Here is a 12,852-nt window from a genome sequence, read left to right as displayed (position 1 = left end):
GGGAGATTCGAACTCCCGGCCTCCTGCTCCCAAAGCAGGCGCGCTAACCAAGCTGCGCTACACCCCGTATGTGTGGCGGGCCAACCTATCGGGACCGCGCCACGCCTCGACCGGGCTCACAACGCGATCGCTCCGCCGGTCTGCGGTGGCTCCGGCCAGGCTCGCTCCCCGGTCGCGAGGCCGGCGGCCGCGTACGCCTGTCGAAGCTGATCGACGTGGAGCCGTCCGCGGCCGGTGGCGCGGTCGGTGTTGGTGATCACCGACACGACGTCGAGATGCGCCCGCCGGAAGACGGCGTCATGACCGTGGTCGATTCCCGCGAGCGCGTGCGCGAGTTCGTGCGCGCCCGTCGCCAGCGTGGCTTGCGCCTCGGAGATGCCGATGTCGATCACTCCGGCGCCGTCGCCGCCCGAGCAACGCGCCACCGACGACCGGGCGTCCGAGCGCATCGAGCGCACGGACACCGACCCACCCGGCCACCACGGGCCGTTCAGCACTCGCTCGATCGCCCGGGCAACTGCGTCACGCCCGACGACCGCCTCCATGTCGGTGCCATCGAATGCCGACAGCTCAGCCGCGTACACCTGCGCTCGATCGCGATCGGCCGCCATCACCCACCCGCCCCGAGCCCACGACGGACGCCGAGACGACGCCGGCCGAGATCGGCGCCCTCTGCCGCGGCGAACCCGCGAGCGAAGCCGTCGGGTGAGACGGCCGACGGCGCCGACGCCGAACGGACACGCCCCCACGATTCGCGGGCGAACTCGTCGACCCGCCCTTTCCGTTCACGCAGGACGAGTGCGGTCGTGCCCGTTGCATCCGACCGTGCCGCGCCCGACTCCACACGGGCCCGCGTCTCGGCGAGGAGCTCGCCGACCCGTGTGGCGAAGCCGAACAGGAAGGCGCGCCGCTGCCGTTGCGTCGAAGCGCCCGTCGGTCCGCGCAGCTCGGCCATCTTGCCGGCCACCTGTTGGTGGAGCGACGTGTACATCACCTCCACGACGTCGAGGTCGTCCCGCCGCCCGGCCAGAGTCGCGACGCTGCCCCGCGGTGTCGAGCGGAACACCATCCGGACGTCCTGGCTGTCGGCGATGTTGTGCAGCAGGTCGAGACGACCGCGCACGTACGCGCCGCGTCCGACCTCGACTTCCAGGAGAGCCAGATCGTCCGGCAAGGACCGATCGGCAATCCGCTCGGGGTCGATGCGATGCCGAGCCACCAGCTCGGCCGCCTTTCGCTCGAACAGCTCGGCCTCGTGCTCGTTGTCGGTGCGCGCGGCCTTGTCGAGCAGTTTCCGGACCCGCTCGACGAGGGTCGGGTCGGGCGATGACGACGAGCTGTTCATGACGACTGGATCTTCCCCGCGAGGTTTGTCCGATGGCGGCCAGGGGTACCGTTCCGTACGGGAGGACGAAGACACTATGACCAACCTGCTTCAGCCGCCGACCGGCGAGGACGCGGTTCCGAACTTTTTGAGCGAGGACGCGCCAGTGACCACGTCCGGAGACAAGGCGGACGGACGGAGCCTGCGGCGTCAGCGCAATCGGGACGCAGTCATTCGGTCGCTGATCGAGCTCATTCGCGAAGGCGACCTCACGCCGACGGTCGGCCAGATCGCCGACCGGGCGGAGCTCTCCCACCGCTCCGTCTTCCGGTACTTCGACGACCTCAACGACCTCGCGCGTACGGCGATCGAAACCGAGTTCCGTGAGGCGTGGCCACTCTCCCGTGTCGAGGACGTCGGCATGGGTTCCCTCGACGAGCGAATCGATCGCATCGTCGAAGCGCAACTCCGCACACTCGAGCGGACACACCTCCTCGGACTGGTCGCACGAGCACGTGCACCCGAGATCGACGAGGTCGAACGAGGGTTGAAGTACATCTTCGACCTCCACCTCGACCAAGTGCGCGAACAATTCGCGCCGGAACTGAACGTGATGGGCGACGACAAGGCCACCGCCATCGCGTCCGCCGTCGCGGTGATGACGTGGCTGGACAGCTACGACCTGCTTCGCCGCACCGCTGGTTCCACCGACGCCGAGATCGCGGCGATGTGGCGCACTGCCCTGCAGTCTCTGCTCAGCTGACGGTTGCGGGTGTCGGGCCGAGCGCGTTCCGATAACGTCAGGCGCTCTAGCGGACGTAGTTCAACGGCTAGAACCTCAGCCTTCCAAGCTGATGATGCGAGTTCGATTCTCGTCGTCCGCTCCACTCATCTCAGCACCGCTCACGAGGCCACGGAGGCTTCGGTCCCGACGGGTGACAGCACCCCGGTCTGCACCGTCTTCCTCATCGCCTCGAACGCGTTCTTCGGCAGGCACTCCTCCATCGCCGACAGGCCGAACGCATCCACGCTTGCGCCTACGATCCCCGGATGCCTGAAACGTCGGAGTCGGACGAACGGAATCAGCGGGAGGTCTGGGCTCGCGAAGTCGTCGCACGCCTGCACGACGACCATGCGCCACTCACCGACGGTGTTCCGGCTGACTACATTCCCGAACTCGCCGACGTCGATCCCGACACCTTCGCGATCTCCGTCGCGATGGTCGACGGGCGACGGGTCGGTGCCGGCGCCGGCACGCATCCGTTCACGATCCAGTCGATCTCGAAGTTGCTGATGTACGGCCTCGCCCTCGAGACGCACGGGCGGGAGGCGGTCATGAGACGCGTGGGCGTCGCACCCACCGGCGACAGCTTCAACGCGATCCTGCTCGACGAGGACGACAATCGGGCCCCGAACCCGATGGTGAACGCGGGCGCCATGGCCATCACCGACCTCGTCGTCGGCGACAGCATCGGCGCCCGGGTCGATGTGGTCCGTTCCCTGTACGAGCGATACCTCGGTCGACTTCCGGAACTCGACCACCACGTGTGGGCGTCGGAACAGGCCACCGGAAACCGCAACCGGGCGATCGCCTATCTCATGCTCAGCCGGGGGATCATCGAGGATCGAGTGGAGGAGACGCTCGACCTGTACTTCGCCCAGTGCTCGGTGCTCGTCACCTGCGACGACCTGGCGATGATCGGGGCGACGCTGGCGAACCACGGCGTGCACCCCACGACCGGCGAGCAGGTGGTGGCACCCGAGGTGGTGCGCGACATGTTGTCGGTCGCGCTCACCTGCGGAATGTACGACTACGCCGGGGAATGGGTGTTCACCGTCGGCATCCCGGCAAAGAGCGGGGTCGGCGGTGGGATCCTCGGCATCCTCCCCGGCGTCGGCGGTCTGGCGACCTTCTCACCGCGTCTCGATCAGTTCGGCAACAGCGTCCGTGGCGTGAAGGTGTTCGAGGAGTTCTCTGCGCAGTTCGGACTGCACCTGTTCGACCCGGGCCGTCCTTGGCGTCCGAGTCGGTAACAGCGAGCCGAACGTCGACCGAGTTCTGCGTCGTCGTCAGCCGCCTTCGTTGACGGCGGCTTCGACGCGGTCGCCGAGGTCCCCATCGACATTGCGCCAGTACTCGAAGGCACGCTCCAACACCGGTGTGCTCACACCGTCGAGCAGGTGCCCGGCGATGTTGCCGACCAACCGCTCCCGCTGCGCGTCGTCCATCACCTCGCGCACGAGTGTTCCGGCCTGGCCCCAGTCGTCGTCCTCGGCGTGCAGGGTGTAGGCCTTGCGGACGAACTCGCCGTCGGCCGCCCACGTGGCGACCTCGGGGTACCGCTCCGCAGCGGCGGCAGGACCGCCGTACGAGTTCGGCGCGTAGACCGGATCGCTCGCCTTGTCGATCCGCATCGCCCCGCCCTTGCTGTAGCTGTGCACGGGACACTGCGGCTTGTTGACGGGGATCTGCTGATAGTTGACCCCGAGGCGCGCCCGGTGCGCGTCGGCGTACGAGATCAACCGGGCGAGGAGCATCTTGTCGGGGCTCGGACCGATCCCGGGGATCAGGTTGTTCGGCTGGAACGCCGCCTGCTCGATCTCGGAGTGGTAGTCGGTCGGGTTCCGGTCGAGCGTCATGGTGCCGACTTCGTGGAGCGGGTAGTCCGCGTGCGGCCACACCTTCGTCAGGTCGAACGGGTTGAACCGGTAGTCGGCCGCTTCGTCGAACGGCATCACCTGCACCTTCAGCGTCCATGACGGGTGGTCGCCGCTCTTGATCGAGTCGAAGAGGTCGCGACGGTGATAGTCGGCGTCGGCCCCTGCCAGACGGTCGGCCTCGTCCTGCGACAGGAAGTCGATGCCCTGGTCGGTCTTGAAGTGGTACTTCACCCAGAATCGTTCACCTGATGCGTTCACCCACATGTAGGTGTGGCTGGAGTAGCCGTTCATCTGGCGCCACGTCTTCGGGACGCCCCGGTCGCCCATCAGCCAGGTCACCTGGTGCGCCGTTTCGGGGCTGAGAGTCCAGAAGTCCCACTGCATGTCGTGGTCCCGCAGTCCGTTGTCGGCGCGCCGCTTCTGGGAGTGGATGAAGTGTTGGAACTTCATCGCATCGCGCACGAAGAAGACCGGCGTGTTGTTGCCGACCATGTCGTAGTTGCCCTCGGACGTGTAGAACTTGAGCGCGAAACCGCGCGGGTCGCGCCATGTGTCGGGCGAACCGGCCTCGCCGGCAACGGTGGAGAAACGCGCGAGCATGTCGGTCGTCGTGCCCGGCTGGAACACGGACGCCTTGGTCCACTTCGACACGTCCTGGGTCACCTCGAAGCGTCCGAAGGCTCCCCCGCCGTTGGCATGCGGCTGGCGATCGGGAATCATCTCGCGGTTGAACGCCGCCATCTGCTCCATCAGGTAGTGATCATGGAAGACGAGCGGACCGTCGGGTCCGACGGTCAACGAGTGCTCGTCGCTGGATACCGGGATGCCGACATCGGTCGTTGTCGGTGGGTTCGTGGAGTCGGTCATGGTTCTCGCTTTCGTGAGGTGGCGAATTACTCGCGTCTTCCAGGTACCCCGTGGCCCACACTTCAAACGTGCGGCCTCCACCGCGTTCTCGGCGTCGCCGAGTCGATCGGATAGTTTCGGGCGGTGCTCAGGATTCCCGCCAGCCCCGTACCGGCGGCGTGACCGATGGGGATCCGCAGCCTGATCCGATCGCGCTACCCCGACATCAAGCGTGCGAACACCCGCGACGACGCGATGGCCGGGCTCGTACTCGGTGTGGAGAGCGTCCCGGACGGCCTCGCCAATGGGTTGCTGGCGGGCGTCAACCCCGTCGCCGGCCTCTACGGCTACCTCTACGGCATGGTCGGCGCAGCGTTCTTCACCAGCGCGTCGTTCATGGCGGTGCAGGCGACGGGGGCGATGGCGATCATCGTCGCCGACGTCGATCTCGCGGGTCGTGACGACCCGGCCCGCTCGCTGTTCACCCTCTCGATCGTGACCGGGATCGTGATGGTCGTCGCCGGTCTCCTGAAGCTCGGCACCGTGCTCCGTTTCGTGTCGAAGGCGGTGATGACCGGCTTCATCACGGCGGTCGGCCTGAACATCATCCTCGGCCAGCTCGACAACTTCACCGGCTACGACGCGGCGGGCGCCAACCGCGTGTCTCGTGCGCTCGACCTGGTGACCCACCTGTGGAAGATCGACCTCGCGACCACAGCGGTCGGTGTCGCGACCATCGCGCTCATCGTCGTGCTCCAACGCACCGCACTCGGTTCGCTCGGACTCGTCGTCGCGGTCGTGGTCGGCTCGGGCATCGCGGCGGTGTTCGACGCGCTCGGCAGTGACGTCCTGGTGGTGCGCGACATCGCCGATGTCCCACGCGCCCTGCCGTTCATCACCATGCCGGTGTTCGGGGAGATGTTCGGCTTCCTGCTTCCGGCGGCGTCGCTGGCGTTCGTCGGACTCGTGCAGGGTGCCGGAATTTCCGCGGGGATCCCCAATGCCGACGGATCGTTCTCGGACGGTTCGACCGACTTCGTCGGCCAGGGTGCCGGCAACATCGCCGCCGGCCTGTTCCAAGGCATGCCCGTCGGCGGTTCGATGTCGGCCAGCTCGCTCGTGATCGCCGCGGGCGCACGATCTCGGCTCGCGCTGATCATCGCCGGCGGCGTCATGGCCGTCGTGATCCTCGCGTTCGGCGGACTCGTCAACTATGTGGCGATGCCCGCGCTCGCCGGACTCCTGATCGTGGTCGGGTACGGCACGATCAAGCCGCACCAGGTGATCTCGGTCGCCAAGACCGGCAGCGTCCAACTCACCGTGATGACGACCACCCTCGTCCTGACGATGCTGATCCCGCTGCAATACGCCGTGCTCGTCGGAGTCGGGATCGCCACCATCCTGCATGTCGTCCGGCAGTCGACAGGATTGACCACCCGCCAGATCGAGATCACCGACGACGGCCGCATGCGCGAAATCGATCCGGTCGCGGTGGTTCCACCCGCGTCGGCGATCGTCCTCCAGCCCTACGGAAGCGTGTTCTTCGCAACTGCTGCCGCGCTCGAGGAACAGATGCCCGACGTCACGCCGGAGTCACGCAACAGCGTGGTCATCCTGCGCATTCGCGGTGCCGACGAGATCGGCGCCACGCTCTCCGAGGTGCTGGGCCGCTACATGCGCGCGCTCAACGATGTCGACAGCAAGCTCATGGTCGTCACCGACAACCCGCGCATTCGTCGCCAGCTCGACGCGACCGGAGCGTTGAGGAGCCTCGACGACCAGAACCTCTACATCGGGACCGAATGGTTGGGCGAGACGGTGAAACGCGCGTACGTCGATGCGCTGGCATGGATCGAACAGACGTCGGCGACCGCGCCCTCCGACGCGTCCGCCACGACCGACGAGGAGGACGCAACCGATGCCGACGAGGTCTGAGCGACGCGCACACCGCATCCGCTCCGGAGCGTGGCTGGTCGCTCTCGCGGTGCCGATGCTGCTCGCCGCCGGCTGCACCCGCGTGAGCGACCCGGGCGAGGACGTTCCGGACACCGCCGAGGTGGCGACCGACGCTGCCGGCGAGTCCGGTTCGGCCGAGACCGACCCATCCGTGAGCGCTCCCGAGTCCGACCCGCCCGACACGTCGGCCCCGTCCGACACATCGGCTTCATCGACGAACCCCGGCGGCGACACGACCCCGGCAACGACCCCGGACATCACCGACGGCGGATCGACTCCCGCGAGCTCCGCACCGGATTCGACCGAGCCTGATCAGTCCGGTGGAGAATCGTCCGGCGACGGCTCGTCCGCCGTCGATCCCGACGACGACGACGGGTCGAACGATTCTGCGGTCGTGACGCTCGGAGCGATCCTGGGCGCTGGATTGCTCTTGGGAGTGGCCGTGCTGTGGATGCTGCGGATGAATCGGTCCGGCAACGAACCCCTCGCCGATGGGGATCTCAGCGAATCCACGCGTCCCGATGCGCCGCAATGAACTAGACCAGCGGCGTGGCGGGCCGACCGACCAGCGTCGGCAGGTCATTCGTGATCTTCGCCGCCATGCCGAACCGGGCGGTGAGGTTGATCACCACCTGCACGTTCGCGTAGGTCGGGTCGGACCCCGACTCGATCCGTGACTTCCGCATCGCGAAGAGCCCCCGACGTTGCCGCTCGCCCCGGTGACGAGTACGCGACCGTCAGTCACGAGCGAAAGCGGCGGCTGCGAGCATCTCCAGGTCCTCGTACTCGACGTCCTCGACGGTGACACCCACGACCTGGATCTCGCCACCGGTGAAACGAGCCGGTGCCGTGTACTGACTGCTCACGGCGTCGCCGCTGTCGAAGCCGACACACAGACCGTCGCCGCACAGCGTGAACTTCCCCGACTGCGTCCGCATCGCGCCCTCGGCGACCACGTCGTCGTTCACGTACAGCTTCGTCGTCCCGTGCGATTCGCCGTACTCACCGGCCTTCTCCCGGGTGAACTCCATGCCGAGGGTGTAGTCACCCGGTGCCAGCACGTCGGAGCTGAACTGCTGCTCCGGCTTGACGCCCAGGAAGTTGTACACGTAGTGCAACCTGCCGTCCTTGATGAACAGGGAGTGTCCACCGAATCGGGAACCGTGGGCGAAGATCACGCCCTCGGCTCCGTCGCCGACCGTGACGTTGGCGAGGATCTTGTACGACCGGCCGCGCACGTTGGCGGCGACGCCCTCGGGGACGGCTGAGGTGCCCGGGTAGTAGATGTAGCGATCGCGCGGTGGCTCCTGGCTCGGCCGCTCGACACCCAGCAGCTCCGCCGGCGTGCGGTCGTCCATCGGCAACACGTTGTTCTTCTCGGCCTCCTCCATCCAGAGGTCGATCAGGTGCTGCAGCTTCTCGGGGTACTCGGCGGCGAGATCGGTCGACTCCGAGCGGTCCTCGTCGACGTGGTACAGCTCCCAGCGGTCCTCGTCGAACTTGCCGATGCCGGTGAACGGCGCGTGGATGGCCGATGCCTTCCAGCCGTCCTCCCAGATCCCGCGGGTCGACAACATCGCGTAGTACTGACGCTCCTTGGTGGTCTGCCCGTCGGGGTCGGCATCGAAGCTGTAGGCCATCGACGTTCCCGACAGCGGGACCTGCTCGACGCCGCGATAGGTGTCGGGCATCTCGACTCCGCACACGTCGAGGATGGTGGCGACGACGTCACACGAGTGGTGGTACTGGTGGCGGATCTCGCCCTTCGCCTCGATCCCCTTCGGCCACGAGATGACCATCGGGTCGCACGTACCACCCGAGTACTGCGAGTAGCGCTTGAACATCTGGAACGGGGTCGAGAACGCTGCGGCCCAACCGGTCGGCATGTGGTTGTACGTCTCCGGGCCACCCAGCACGTCGAGGTACTCGAGGTTCTCCTCCATCGAGTCCGGGTAGTTGTTGAAGAACTTGTTCTCGTTGACCGACCCGGTCGGGCTGCCCTCACCCGAGGTGCCGTTGTCGGCGCAGTAGAACACCAGCGTGTTCTCGAGCTGGCCCGACTCCTCGAGGTAGTCGATGAGCCGGCCGATCTGCACGTCGGTGTACTCGGAGAAGCCGGCGAACACCTCGGCCATGCGGCAGAACAGGGTCTTTTCGTCGTCACTCAGTCCGTCCCACGGGAGCACGTGGTCGCCGGGGTTCTCCATCTCCTCGGGCAACGGGTTGAGCGGGGTCATCTTCGTGCCCTCGGGCATGATGCCCTTGGCGATCATCTGCTCGAGGCACCACTCGCGGTAGGCCTCGTAGCCGTCGTCGAACCTGCCCTTGTACTTGTCGATGTACTCCTGGGGTGAGTGGTGCGGCGCGTGGTTCGCTCCCGGGCAGAGCCACATGTACCAGGGCTTCGACGGGTTCGACGCCTTCTGGTCCTTGATCATCTTGATGCCCTGGTCGACGAGGTCCTTCGACAGGTGATACCCCTCTTCGGGCGTGTACGGCGGATCGATGAAGTGGTTGTCCTCGACCAGGTCGGGATACCAGTTGTTGGTCTCACCGCCGAGGAAGCCGTAGAACCGATCGAAGCCCATCTGCAGCGGCCAGCGCGAGCGGTCGCCGCCGGGAGAGACGTCCTGTTCGGGAACGTCGTGGTTCTTGCCCAGCCAGAACGTGCTCCAGCCGGCATCACGCAGGAGGTGCGAGACGGTCGTGCACTCCTCGGGAATCCGTGCGTTCCAGCCGGGAAAACCGTTGGCGCATTCGGTGATGCACGCCATCCCGTTGAGGTGGTGGTTGCGGCCCGTCATCATGGTCGATCGGGTCGGAGCGCACAGCGCCGTCGTGTGCCATTGCGTGTACCGCAGCCCGTTGTCGGCCAGGCGTTCCAAGGTCGGCATTTCGATCCCGCCGCCGAACGGCGACCACGCGGCCAGTCCGGTGTCGTCGTACAGGATGACGAGCACGTTGGGCGCGCCCTCGGGCGCCTTCGGGTTGAGATAGGGGGTCCAGTCGGAGACCGAATCGTTGACGTCGAGTGCGATCTTTCCCTGGAACTCTGGCGTTGGCATGCGTGTACTCCCTGCGTACGGCTGTCGGGCTGCGGATACGGATACGGATCATCGCGCACCCCACCAGCTTGTGTCACGAACGGTCCCCATTGTTCACCCGAGCGGTGATCCGGACACTCGGGTTCCCGCTACGGTCACGCCGATGTCCAGCCGGCCCGCGCCCCCTCGATGAGCGTCTGGGCAGCGCTCTTCTGGGGTGCGTTCTCGTCGGCCGCGTTGTTTGTCGGGCAGGCCATCGCCCGCCCACTCGAACCGCACGTCAAGACCACCGGTCTGCTGATGGGCTTCGGTGCCGGCACGATGCTCAGCGCGGTCGCCTACGAACTTGTCCCGCTGTCGAGCCTCGGGAACGGTCCCGGGGTCGCCTTCGCGTTCCTCGCCGGAGCGGTCGTGTACTACGTCGGCGACCGACTGGTCGACGAGCGAGGCGGCAAGCACCGTTCGGCCATCGACGTCCCCGATCAGCAGTCCGGCGGTGGCTCCGGCGCGGCGATGTTCCTCGGGCCCTACTGGACGGGATCCCCGAGGCGTTCATCCTCGGGATCGGGATCTCGCTGGGCGGCGCCGTGAGCGTGGCGTTCGTGGCGGCGATCTTCGTGTCGAACGTCCCCCAGGGCGCCGCCGGCACGATCGCACTGCGCGCAGCCGGCACGTCCAATCGCACGATCTCGATGATGTGGGGTGCGCTCACCGTCGCGTCGGCGTTGGTCGCGATCGCCGGGTACGCGATCGGTGACACGGTCCCGAACGGTGGCCTGTACGCCCAGGTCTTCGCGGGCGGAGCGATCCTCGTGATGCTCGCCGACTCGATGATGCCCGAAGCGTTCCAGCACGGCGGCCGCTCGGTCGGTCTGCTGACCGTGATCGGCTATCTGGCCGCCTCGATCCTCACCATCGCGGACTGAGTCGTCAGGTCGCGGTTTCTGCCGATTCCGCGTCGGCGAGTTCGGCGCCGCTCGCGTCCCACTGACGTTTGATCGGGCGATACAGCAGGCCCAACAGTCCGGTGGTCACGACGATCGAGACAGCGATCGAGATCAACGGTTTGTCCTCGATCACCGATGCGACCAGGTAGCAGAAGATGCACGTGTAGGCGGCCCAGAAGAATCCACCGATCGAGTCCCACATCAGGAACTTCGGATACGGGAACTCGGTGAGGCCCATGGTCGCTCCGATCATGAACCGCAATCCGGGGACGAACCGACCGAACACGATCAGCATCCCCGCGGTTCCGCTCAGCACGGCCATGGCTCGCGCCACCTTCTCGTTCTGCTGAGCCTTCTCCACCTGAACCGACATCCGGTTGCGCAGCACGGTCCGCGACAGCCAATACAGGACGGAGTCGCCGATGATCGCCCCGGCGGTTCCGGCCGCGATCAGCTTCCACAGTTGAATGTCGGATCCGGACTGCGCAGCGAGGTTCGACGCCGTGGTGAGCAACGACTCGCTCGGGAAGATCGGAATCACCGCGTCGAGGATGACGAAACCGGCGATGATCGCGTAGAGGTGCTCGACCCCCGCGAGGTCGATCGACGACACGACCGCCGTGATCGTCGGCGCGACCCACAGCAACGCGAGGATCCCGAGCGCGGACCACAGCAGGACCCGGAAACTGGGCAGCCTCATGGTGCTTCGATTTGGCTCGGCGTTCGACTCGGTCACGGATATCCTCCACGGTTTCGGTGCGGCCCCGTGGGAACCGCCGACCACGACCCAAGTGTCGCACACGGGTGCGGTCATCAACTCGGATGCGGCCACGATCTACTGTGACCCCGATGCACGAGGCCGCGCGTTCCCGACCAGCGAGCGTCGTCACGTTGCTCGTCGTCGCGATCGCGACCGGCGCTCTCGCGGGGGTGATCGCGGCCGGGTTCATCTGGCTGGTAGAGGCGGGAACCAAGTACCTGTGGTCCGACCTACCCGAGCAGGTCGGTGTCGAGCCGTACGACTCGTGGTGGTTGTTCGCCGTCCCGATCGTCGGCGGCGCGTTGGTCGGGATCTGCCAGATCGCTCTGGGCAACTATCCACGTCCCCTCGAGGAGGCGATCGGCACATGGAAGCGCGGCGGACACATCGACCCCGAGGTCGCACCGAAGACCGCCGTCAGCTCGCTCGTCGCACTCAGCTTCGGTGGCCCGGTCGGCTTCGAGGCGGCACTCACCGGCCTGCTCGGCGGGACCGCCACGTGGATCGGTCAGCGAATCACGACGGTCGGACATCTGGTGCGCAACGCGTGGGGCGCGGAGACCGTCGACGGAGTCCCCCGTGCGGTCCACGCACTCCCGTACTGGCTCGCCGCGCTGGCCGGACTGTTCACCTACCACTGGTTGCCGTTCGGCGTGATCGATTTCGGCTTCCGCTTCACCGAGTTCGACGGTGACCTCGGCGTCGCGGCCGGACTCGCGGGGTTCGCGTTCGGCGCGCTCGTCGTCGTTCCGGTCGCATGGGCGGTCAGCGTCGTCAGCCGCGCCGAGCATGCGACGACCTTTCGACGCAACCCGATCCTGGTCGGCATGGCCGGTGGTCTGCTGTTCGCGTTGCTCGCCCTCCCGAACCAGCTCGTGTTGTTCTCGGGGCAGGAGGGGATCCAGCTCCTGCCGAGTGCCGACCTCGGCGACCTCGCGTACATCACGGTCGCCAAATGGGCTGCGTTGGTGATTGCGCTGCTCGCCGGATGGCGGGGCGGTCCCATCTTCCCGACGTACACCTCGGTTGCGGCACTCGCGGTGATCGTCGACGAAGTCGTCGACGTCGGACCGGACATCATGATCGTCGCCGGGATCGCCGCGACCGGCGTGGTGTTCCTGAAAGGGAACCTTCCGATGGCGTTCATCCTCACCCTGTACCCGGTCCAGGCCAGCTACGCGAGCGTGATCCTCATCGGCTGCGCCGGTGGCGCTGTCGGGCTGGCCGTCGCCCGGTCTCTCGGAGCGTTGCCGACGCCGCCCGCCGAACCGGCACCCACCCCGAGCTGACGGTGTCGTCGGTACGTCATCTCCG

14 protein-coding genes and 1 tRNA gene are annotated in these 12,852 nt (G+C 66.8%); 8 read left to right on the top strand and 7 right to left on the bottom strand.

The genetic code is table 11. The features are described from left to right. Window positions 1–116: 116 nt before the first annotated feature. On the bottom strand, window positions 117–611 hold the full coding sequence (locus ON45_RS17275; RefSeq protein ID WP_040495481.1) for a hypothetical protein: 495 nt from the start codon (window positions 609–611) through the stop codon (window positions 117–119). Next, window positions 611–1,345 carry a DUF2786 domain-containing protein gene (locus tag ON45_RS17270; protein WP_040495480.1) on the bottom strand — a complete coding sequence of 245 codons (735 nt, stop codon included), beginning with the start codon at window positions 1,343–1,345 and terminating at the stop codon, window positions 611–613. Before ON45_RS17270 ends, ON45_RS17275 begins: the two co-directional genes overlap by 1 nt. Before the next feature lie 76 nt (window positions 1,346–1,421). Here ON45_RS17270 and ON45_RS21780 point away from each other — a divergent pair, with 76 nt between their 5' ends. Together ON45_RS21780 and ON45_RS17260 are read left to right on the top strand one after the other, a co-directional pair. Next, entirely contained in the window at window positions 1,422–2,087 is a 666-nt protein-coding gene (locus tag ON45_RS21780; RefSeq protein WP_051063276.1) for a TetR/AcrR family transcriptional regulator, read from the top strand. 49 nt (window positions 2,088–2,136) lie between these two features. Beyond that, a tRNA-Gly gene (locus tag ON45_RS17260) sits at window positions 2,137–2,211 on the top strand. A gap of 16 nt (window positions 2,212–2,227) precedes the next feature. Here the strand turns inward: ON45_RS17260 and ON45_RS23935 are convergent. After that, a complete protein-coding gene (locus ON45_RS23935) occupies window positions 2,228–2,353 on the bottom strand; it encodes a glutamine synthetase III (RefSeq protein WP_148288743.1) in 126 nt (41 codons plus the stop codon). A 21-nt stretch (window positions 2,354–2,374) separates the two neighbouring features. Here ON45_RS23935 and glsA point away from each other — a divergent pair, with 21 nt between their 5' ends. Then, window positions 2,375–3,358 (top strand): glutaminase A, encoded by a 984-nt coding sequence (glsA, locus tag ON45_RS17255; protein WP_040495479.1) that lies wholly within the window; start codon window positions 2,375–2,377, stop codon window positions 3,356–3,358. A 36-nt stretch (window positions 3,359–3,394) separates the two neighbouring features. Here the strand turns inward: glsA and ON45_RS17250 are convergent, their stop codons facing one another. Then, window positions 3,395–4,852, bottom strand: a complete 1,458-nt coding sequence (locus tag ON45_RS17250; protein WP_040495477.1) for a catalase — start codon at window positions 4,850–4,852, stop codon at window positions 3,395–3,397. A 165-nt stretch (window positions 4,853–5,017) separates the two neighbouring features. Between ON45_RS17250 and ON45_RS17245 the strand changes: the two genes are divergently transcribed. Together ON45_RS17245 and ON45_RS17240 are read left to right on the top strand one after the other, a co-directional pair. Next, complete coding sequence (locus tag ON45_RS17245; RefSeq protein ID WP_085946562.1) at window positions 5,018–6,766, top strand: SulP family inorganic anion transporter; 1,749 nt, start codon at window positions 5,018–5,020, stop codon at window positions 6,764–6,766. Next, a complete protein-coding gene (locus ON45_RS17240) occupies window positions 6,750–7,322 on the top strand; it encodes a hypothetical protein (protein ID WP_040495476.1) in 573 nt (190 codons plus the stop codon). The genes ON45_RS17245 and ON45_RS17240 overlap by 17 nt, the downstream gene beginning before the upstream one ends. Window position 7,323: 1 nt before the next feature. On the opposite strand, the gene ON45_RS23205 is transcribed toward ON45_RS17240, so the two are convergent. Next, a complete protein-coding gene (locus tag ON45_RS23205; RefSeq protein WP_158412484.1) occupies window positions 7,324–7,473 on the bottom strand; it encodes a hypothetical protein in 150 nt (49 codons plus the stop codon). A 51-nt stretch (window positions 7,474–7,524) separates the two neighbouring features. Then, on the bottom strand, window positions 7,525–9,852 hold the full coding sequence (locus ON45_RS17235) for an arylsulfatase (protein WP_040495474.1): 2,328 nt from the start codon (window positions 9,850–9,852) through the stop codon (window positions 7,525–7,527). Between the two features lie 168 nt (window positions 9,853–10,020). Here ON45_RS17235 and ON45_RS21775 point away from each other — a divergent pair, with 168 nt between their 5' ends. Both ON45_RS21775 and ON45_RS21770 read left to right on the top strand, forming a co-directional pair. Next, window positions 10,021–10,422, top strand: coding sequence for a ZIP family metal transporter (locus ON45_RS21775; RefSeq protein ID WP_051063274.1), 402 nt, complete (start codon window positions 10,021–10,023; stop codon window positions 10,420–10,422). Next, on the top strand, window positions 10,419–10,757 hold the full coding sequence (locus ON45_RS21770; RefSeq protein WP_148288742.1) for a ZIP family metal transporter: 339 nt from the start codon (window positions 10,419–10,421) through the stop codon (window positions 10,755–10,757). Before ON45_RS21775 ends, ON45_RS21770 begins: the two co-directional genes overlap by 4 nt. Window positions 10,758–10,761: 4 nt before the next feature. Here the strand turns inward: ON45_RS21770 and ON45_RS17225 are convergent, their stop codons facing one another. Beyond that, window positions 10,762–11,478: a DedA family protein gene (locus tag ON45_RS17225; protein WP_040495472.1), complete on the bottom strand. Its 717-nt coding sequence runs from the start codon at window positions 11,476–11,478 to the stop codon at window positions 10,762–10,764. Window positions 11,479–11,627: 149 nt separating this feature from the next. On the opposite strand from ON45_RS17225, the gene ON45_RS23200 reads away from it, so the two are divergent. Then, window positions 11,628–12,827, top strand: coding sequence for a chloride channel protein (locus ON45_RS23200; protein ID WP_040495471.1), 1,200 nt, complete (start codon window positions 11,628–11,630; stop codon window positions 12,825–12,827). Window positions 12,828–12,852: the final 25 nt, after the last annotated feature.

The sequence above is a fragment of the Ilumatobacter nonamiensis YM16-303 genome, assembly GCF_000350145.1.
Classification (GTDB): Bacteria; Actinomycetota; Acidimicrobiia; order Acidimicrobiales; family Ilumatobacteraceae; genus Ilumatobacter_A; species Ilumatobacter_A nonamiensis.
This window is presented reverse-complemented; position numbering and strand designations above follow the sequence as displayed.

Excerpts from the sequence above, each read along its gene's own strand:
- ON45_RS17240 (WP_040495476.1), top strand. The coding sequence starts at position 6,750 with ATGCCGACGAGGTCTGAGCGACGCGCACACCGCATCCGCTCCGGAGCG.
- ON45_RS17275 (WP_040495481.1), bottom strand. The coding sequence starts at position 611 with ATGGCGGCCGATCGCGATCGAGCGCAGGTGTACGCGGCTGAGCTGTCG.
- glsA (WP_040495479.1), top strand. The coding sequence starts at position 2,375 with ATGCCTGAAACGTCGGAGTCGGACGAACGGAATCAGCGGGAGGTCTGG.
- ON45_RS21780 (WP_051063276.1), top strand. The coding sequence starts at position 1,422 with ATGACCAACCTGCTTCAGCCGCCGACCGGCGAGGACGCGGTTCCGAAC.
- ON45_RS17250 (WP_040495477.1), bottom strand. The coding sequence starts at position 4,852 with ATGACCGACTCCACGAACCCACCGACAACGACCGATGTCGGCATCCCG.
- ON45_RS21775 (WP_051063274.1), top strand. The coding sequence starts at position 10,021 with ATGAGCGTCTGGGCAGCGCTCTTCTGGGGTGCGTTCTCGTCGGCCGCG.
- ON45_RS17270 (WP_040495480.1), bottom strand. The coding sequence starts at position 1,345 with ATGAACAGCTCGTCGTCATCGCCCGACCCGACCCTCGTCGAGCGGGTC.
- ON45_RS23205 (WP_158412484.1), bottom strand. The coding sequence starts at position 7,473 with ATGCGGAAGTCACGGATCGAGTCGGGGTCCGACCCGACCTACGCGAAC.
- ON45_RS17225 (WP_040495472.1), bottom strand. The coding sequence starts at position 11,478 with ATGAGGCTGCCCAGTTTCCGGGTCCTGCTGTGGTCCGCGCTCGGGATC.
- ON45_RS17245 (WP_085946562.1), top strand. The coding sequence starts at position 5,018 with ATGGGGATCCGCAGCCTGATCCGATCGCGCTACCCCGACATCAAGCGT.
- ON45_RS23200 (WP_040495471.1), top strand. The coding sequence starts at position 11,628 with ATGCACGAGGCCGCGCGTTCCCGACCAGCGAGCGTCGTCACGTTGCTC.
- ON45_RS17235 (WP_040495474.1), bottom strand. The coding sequence starts at position 9,852 with ATGCCAACGCCAGAGTTCCAGGGAAAGATCGCACTCGACGTCAACGAT.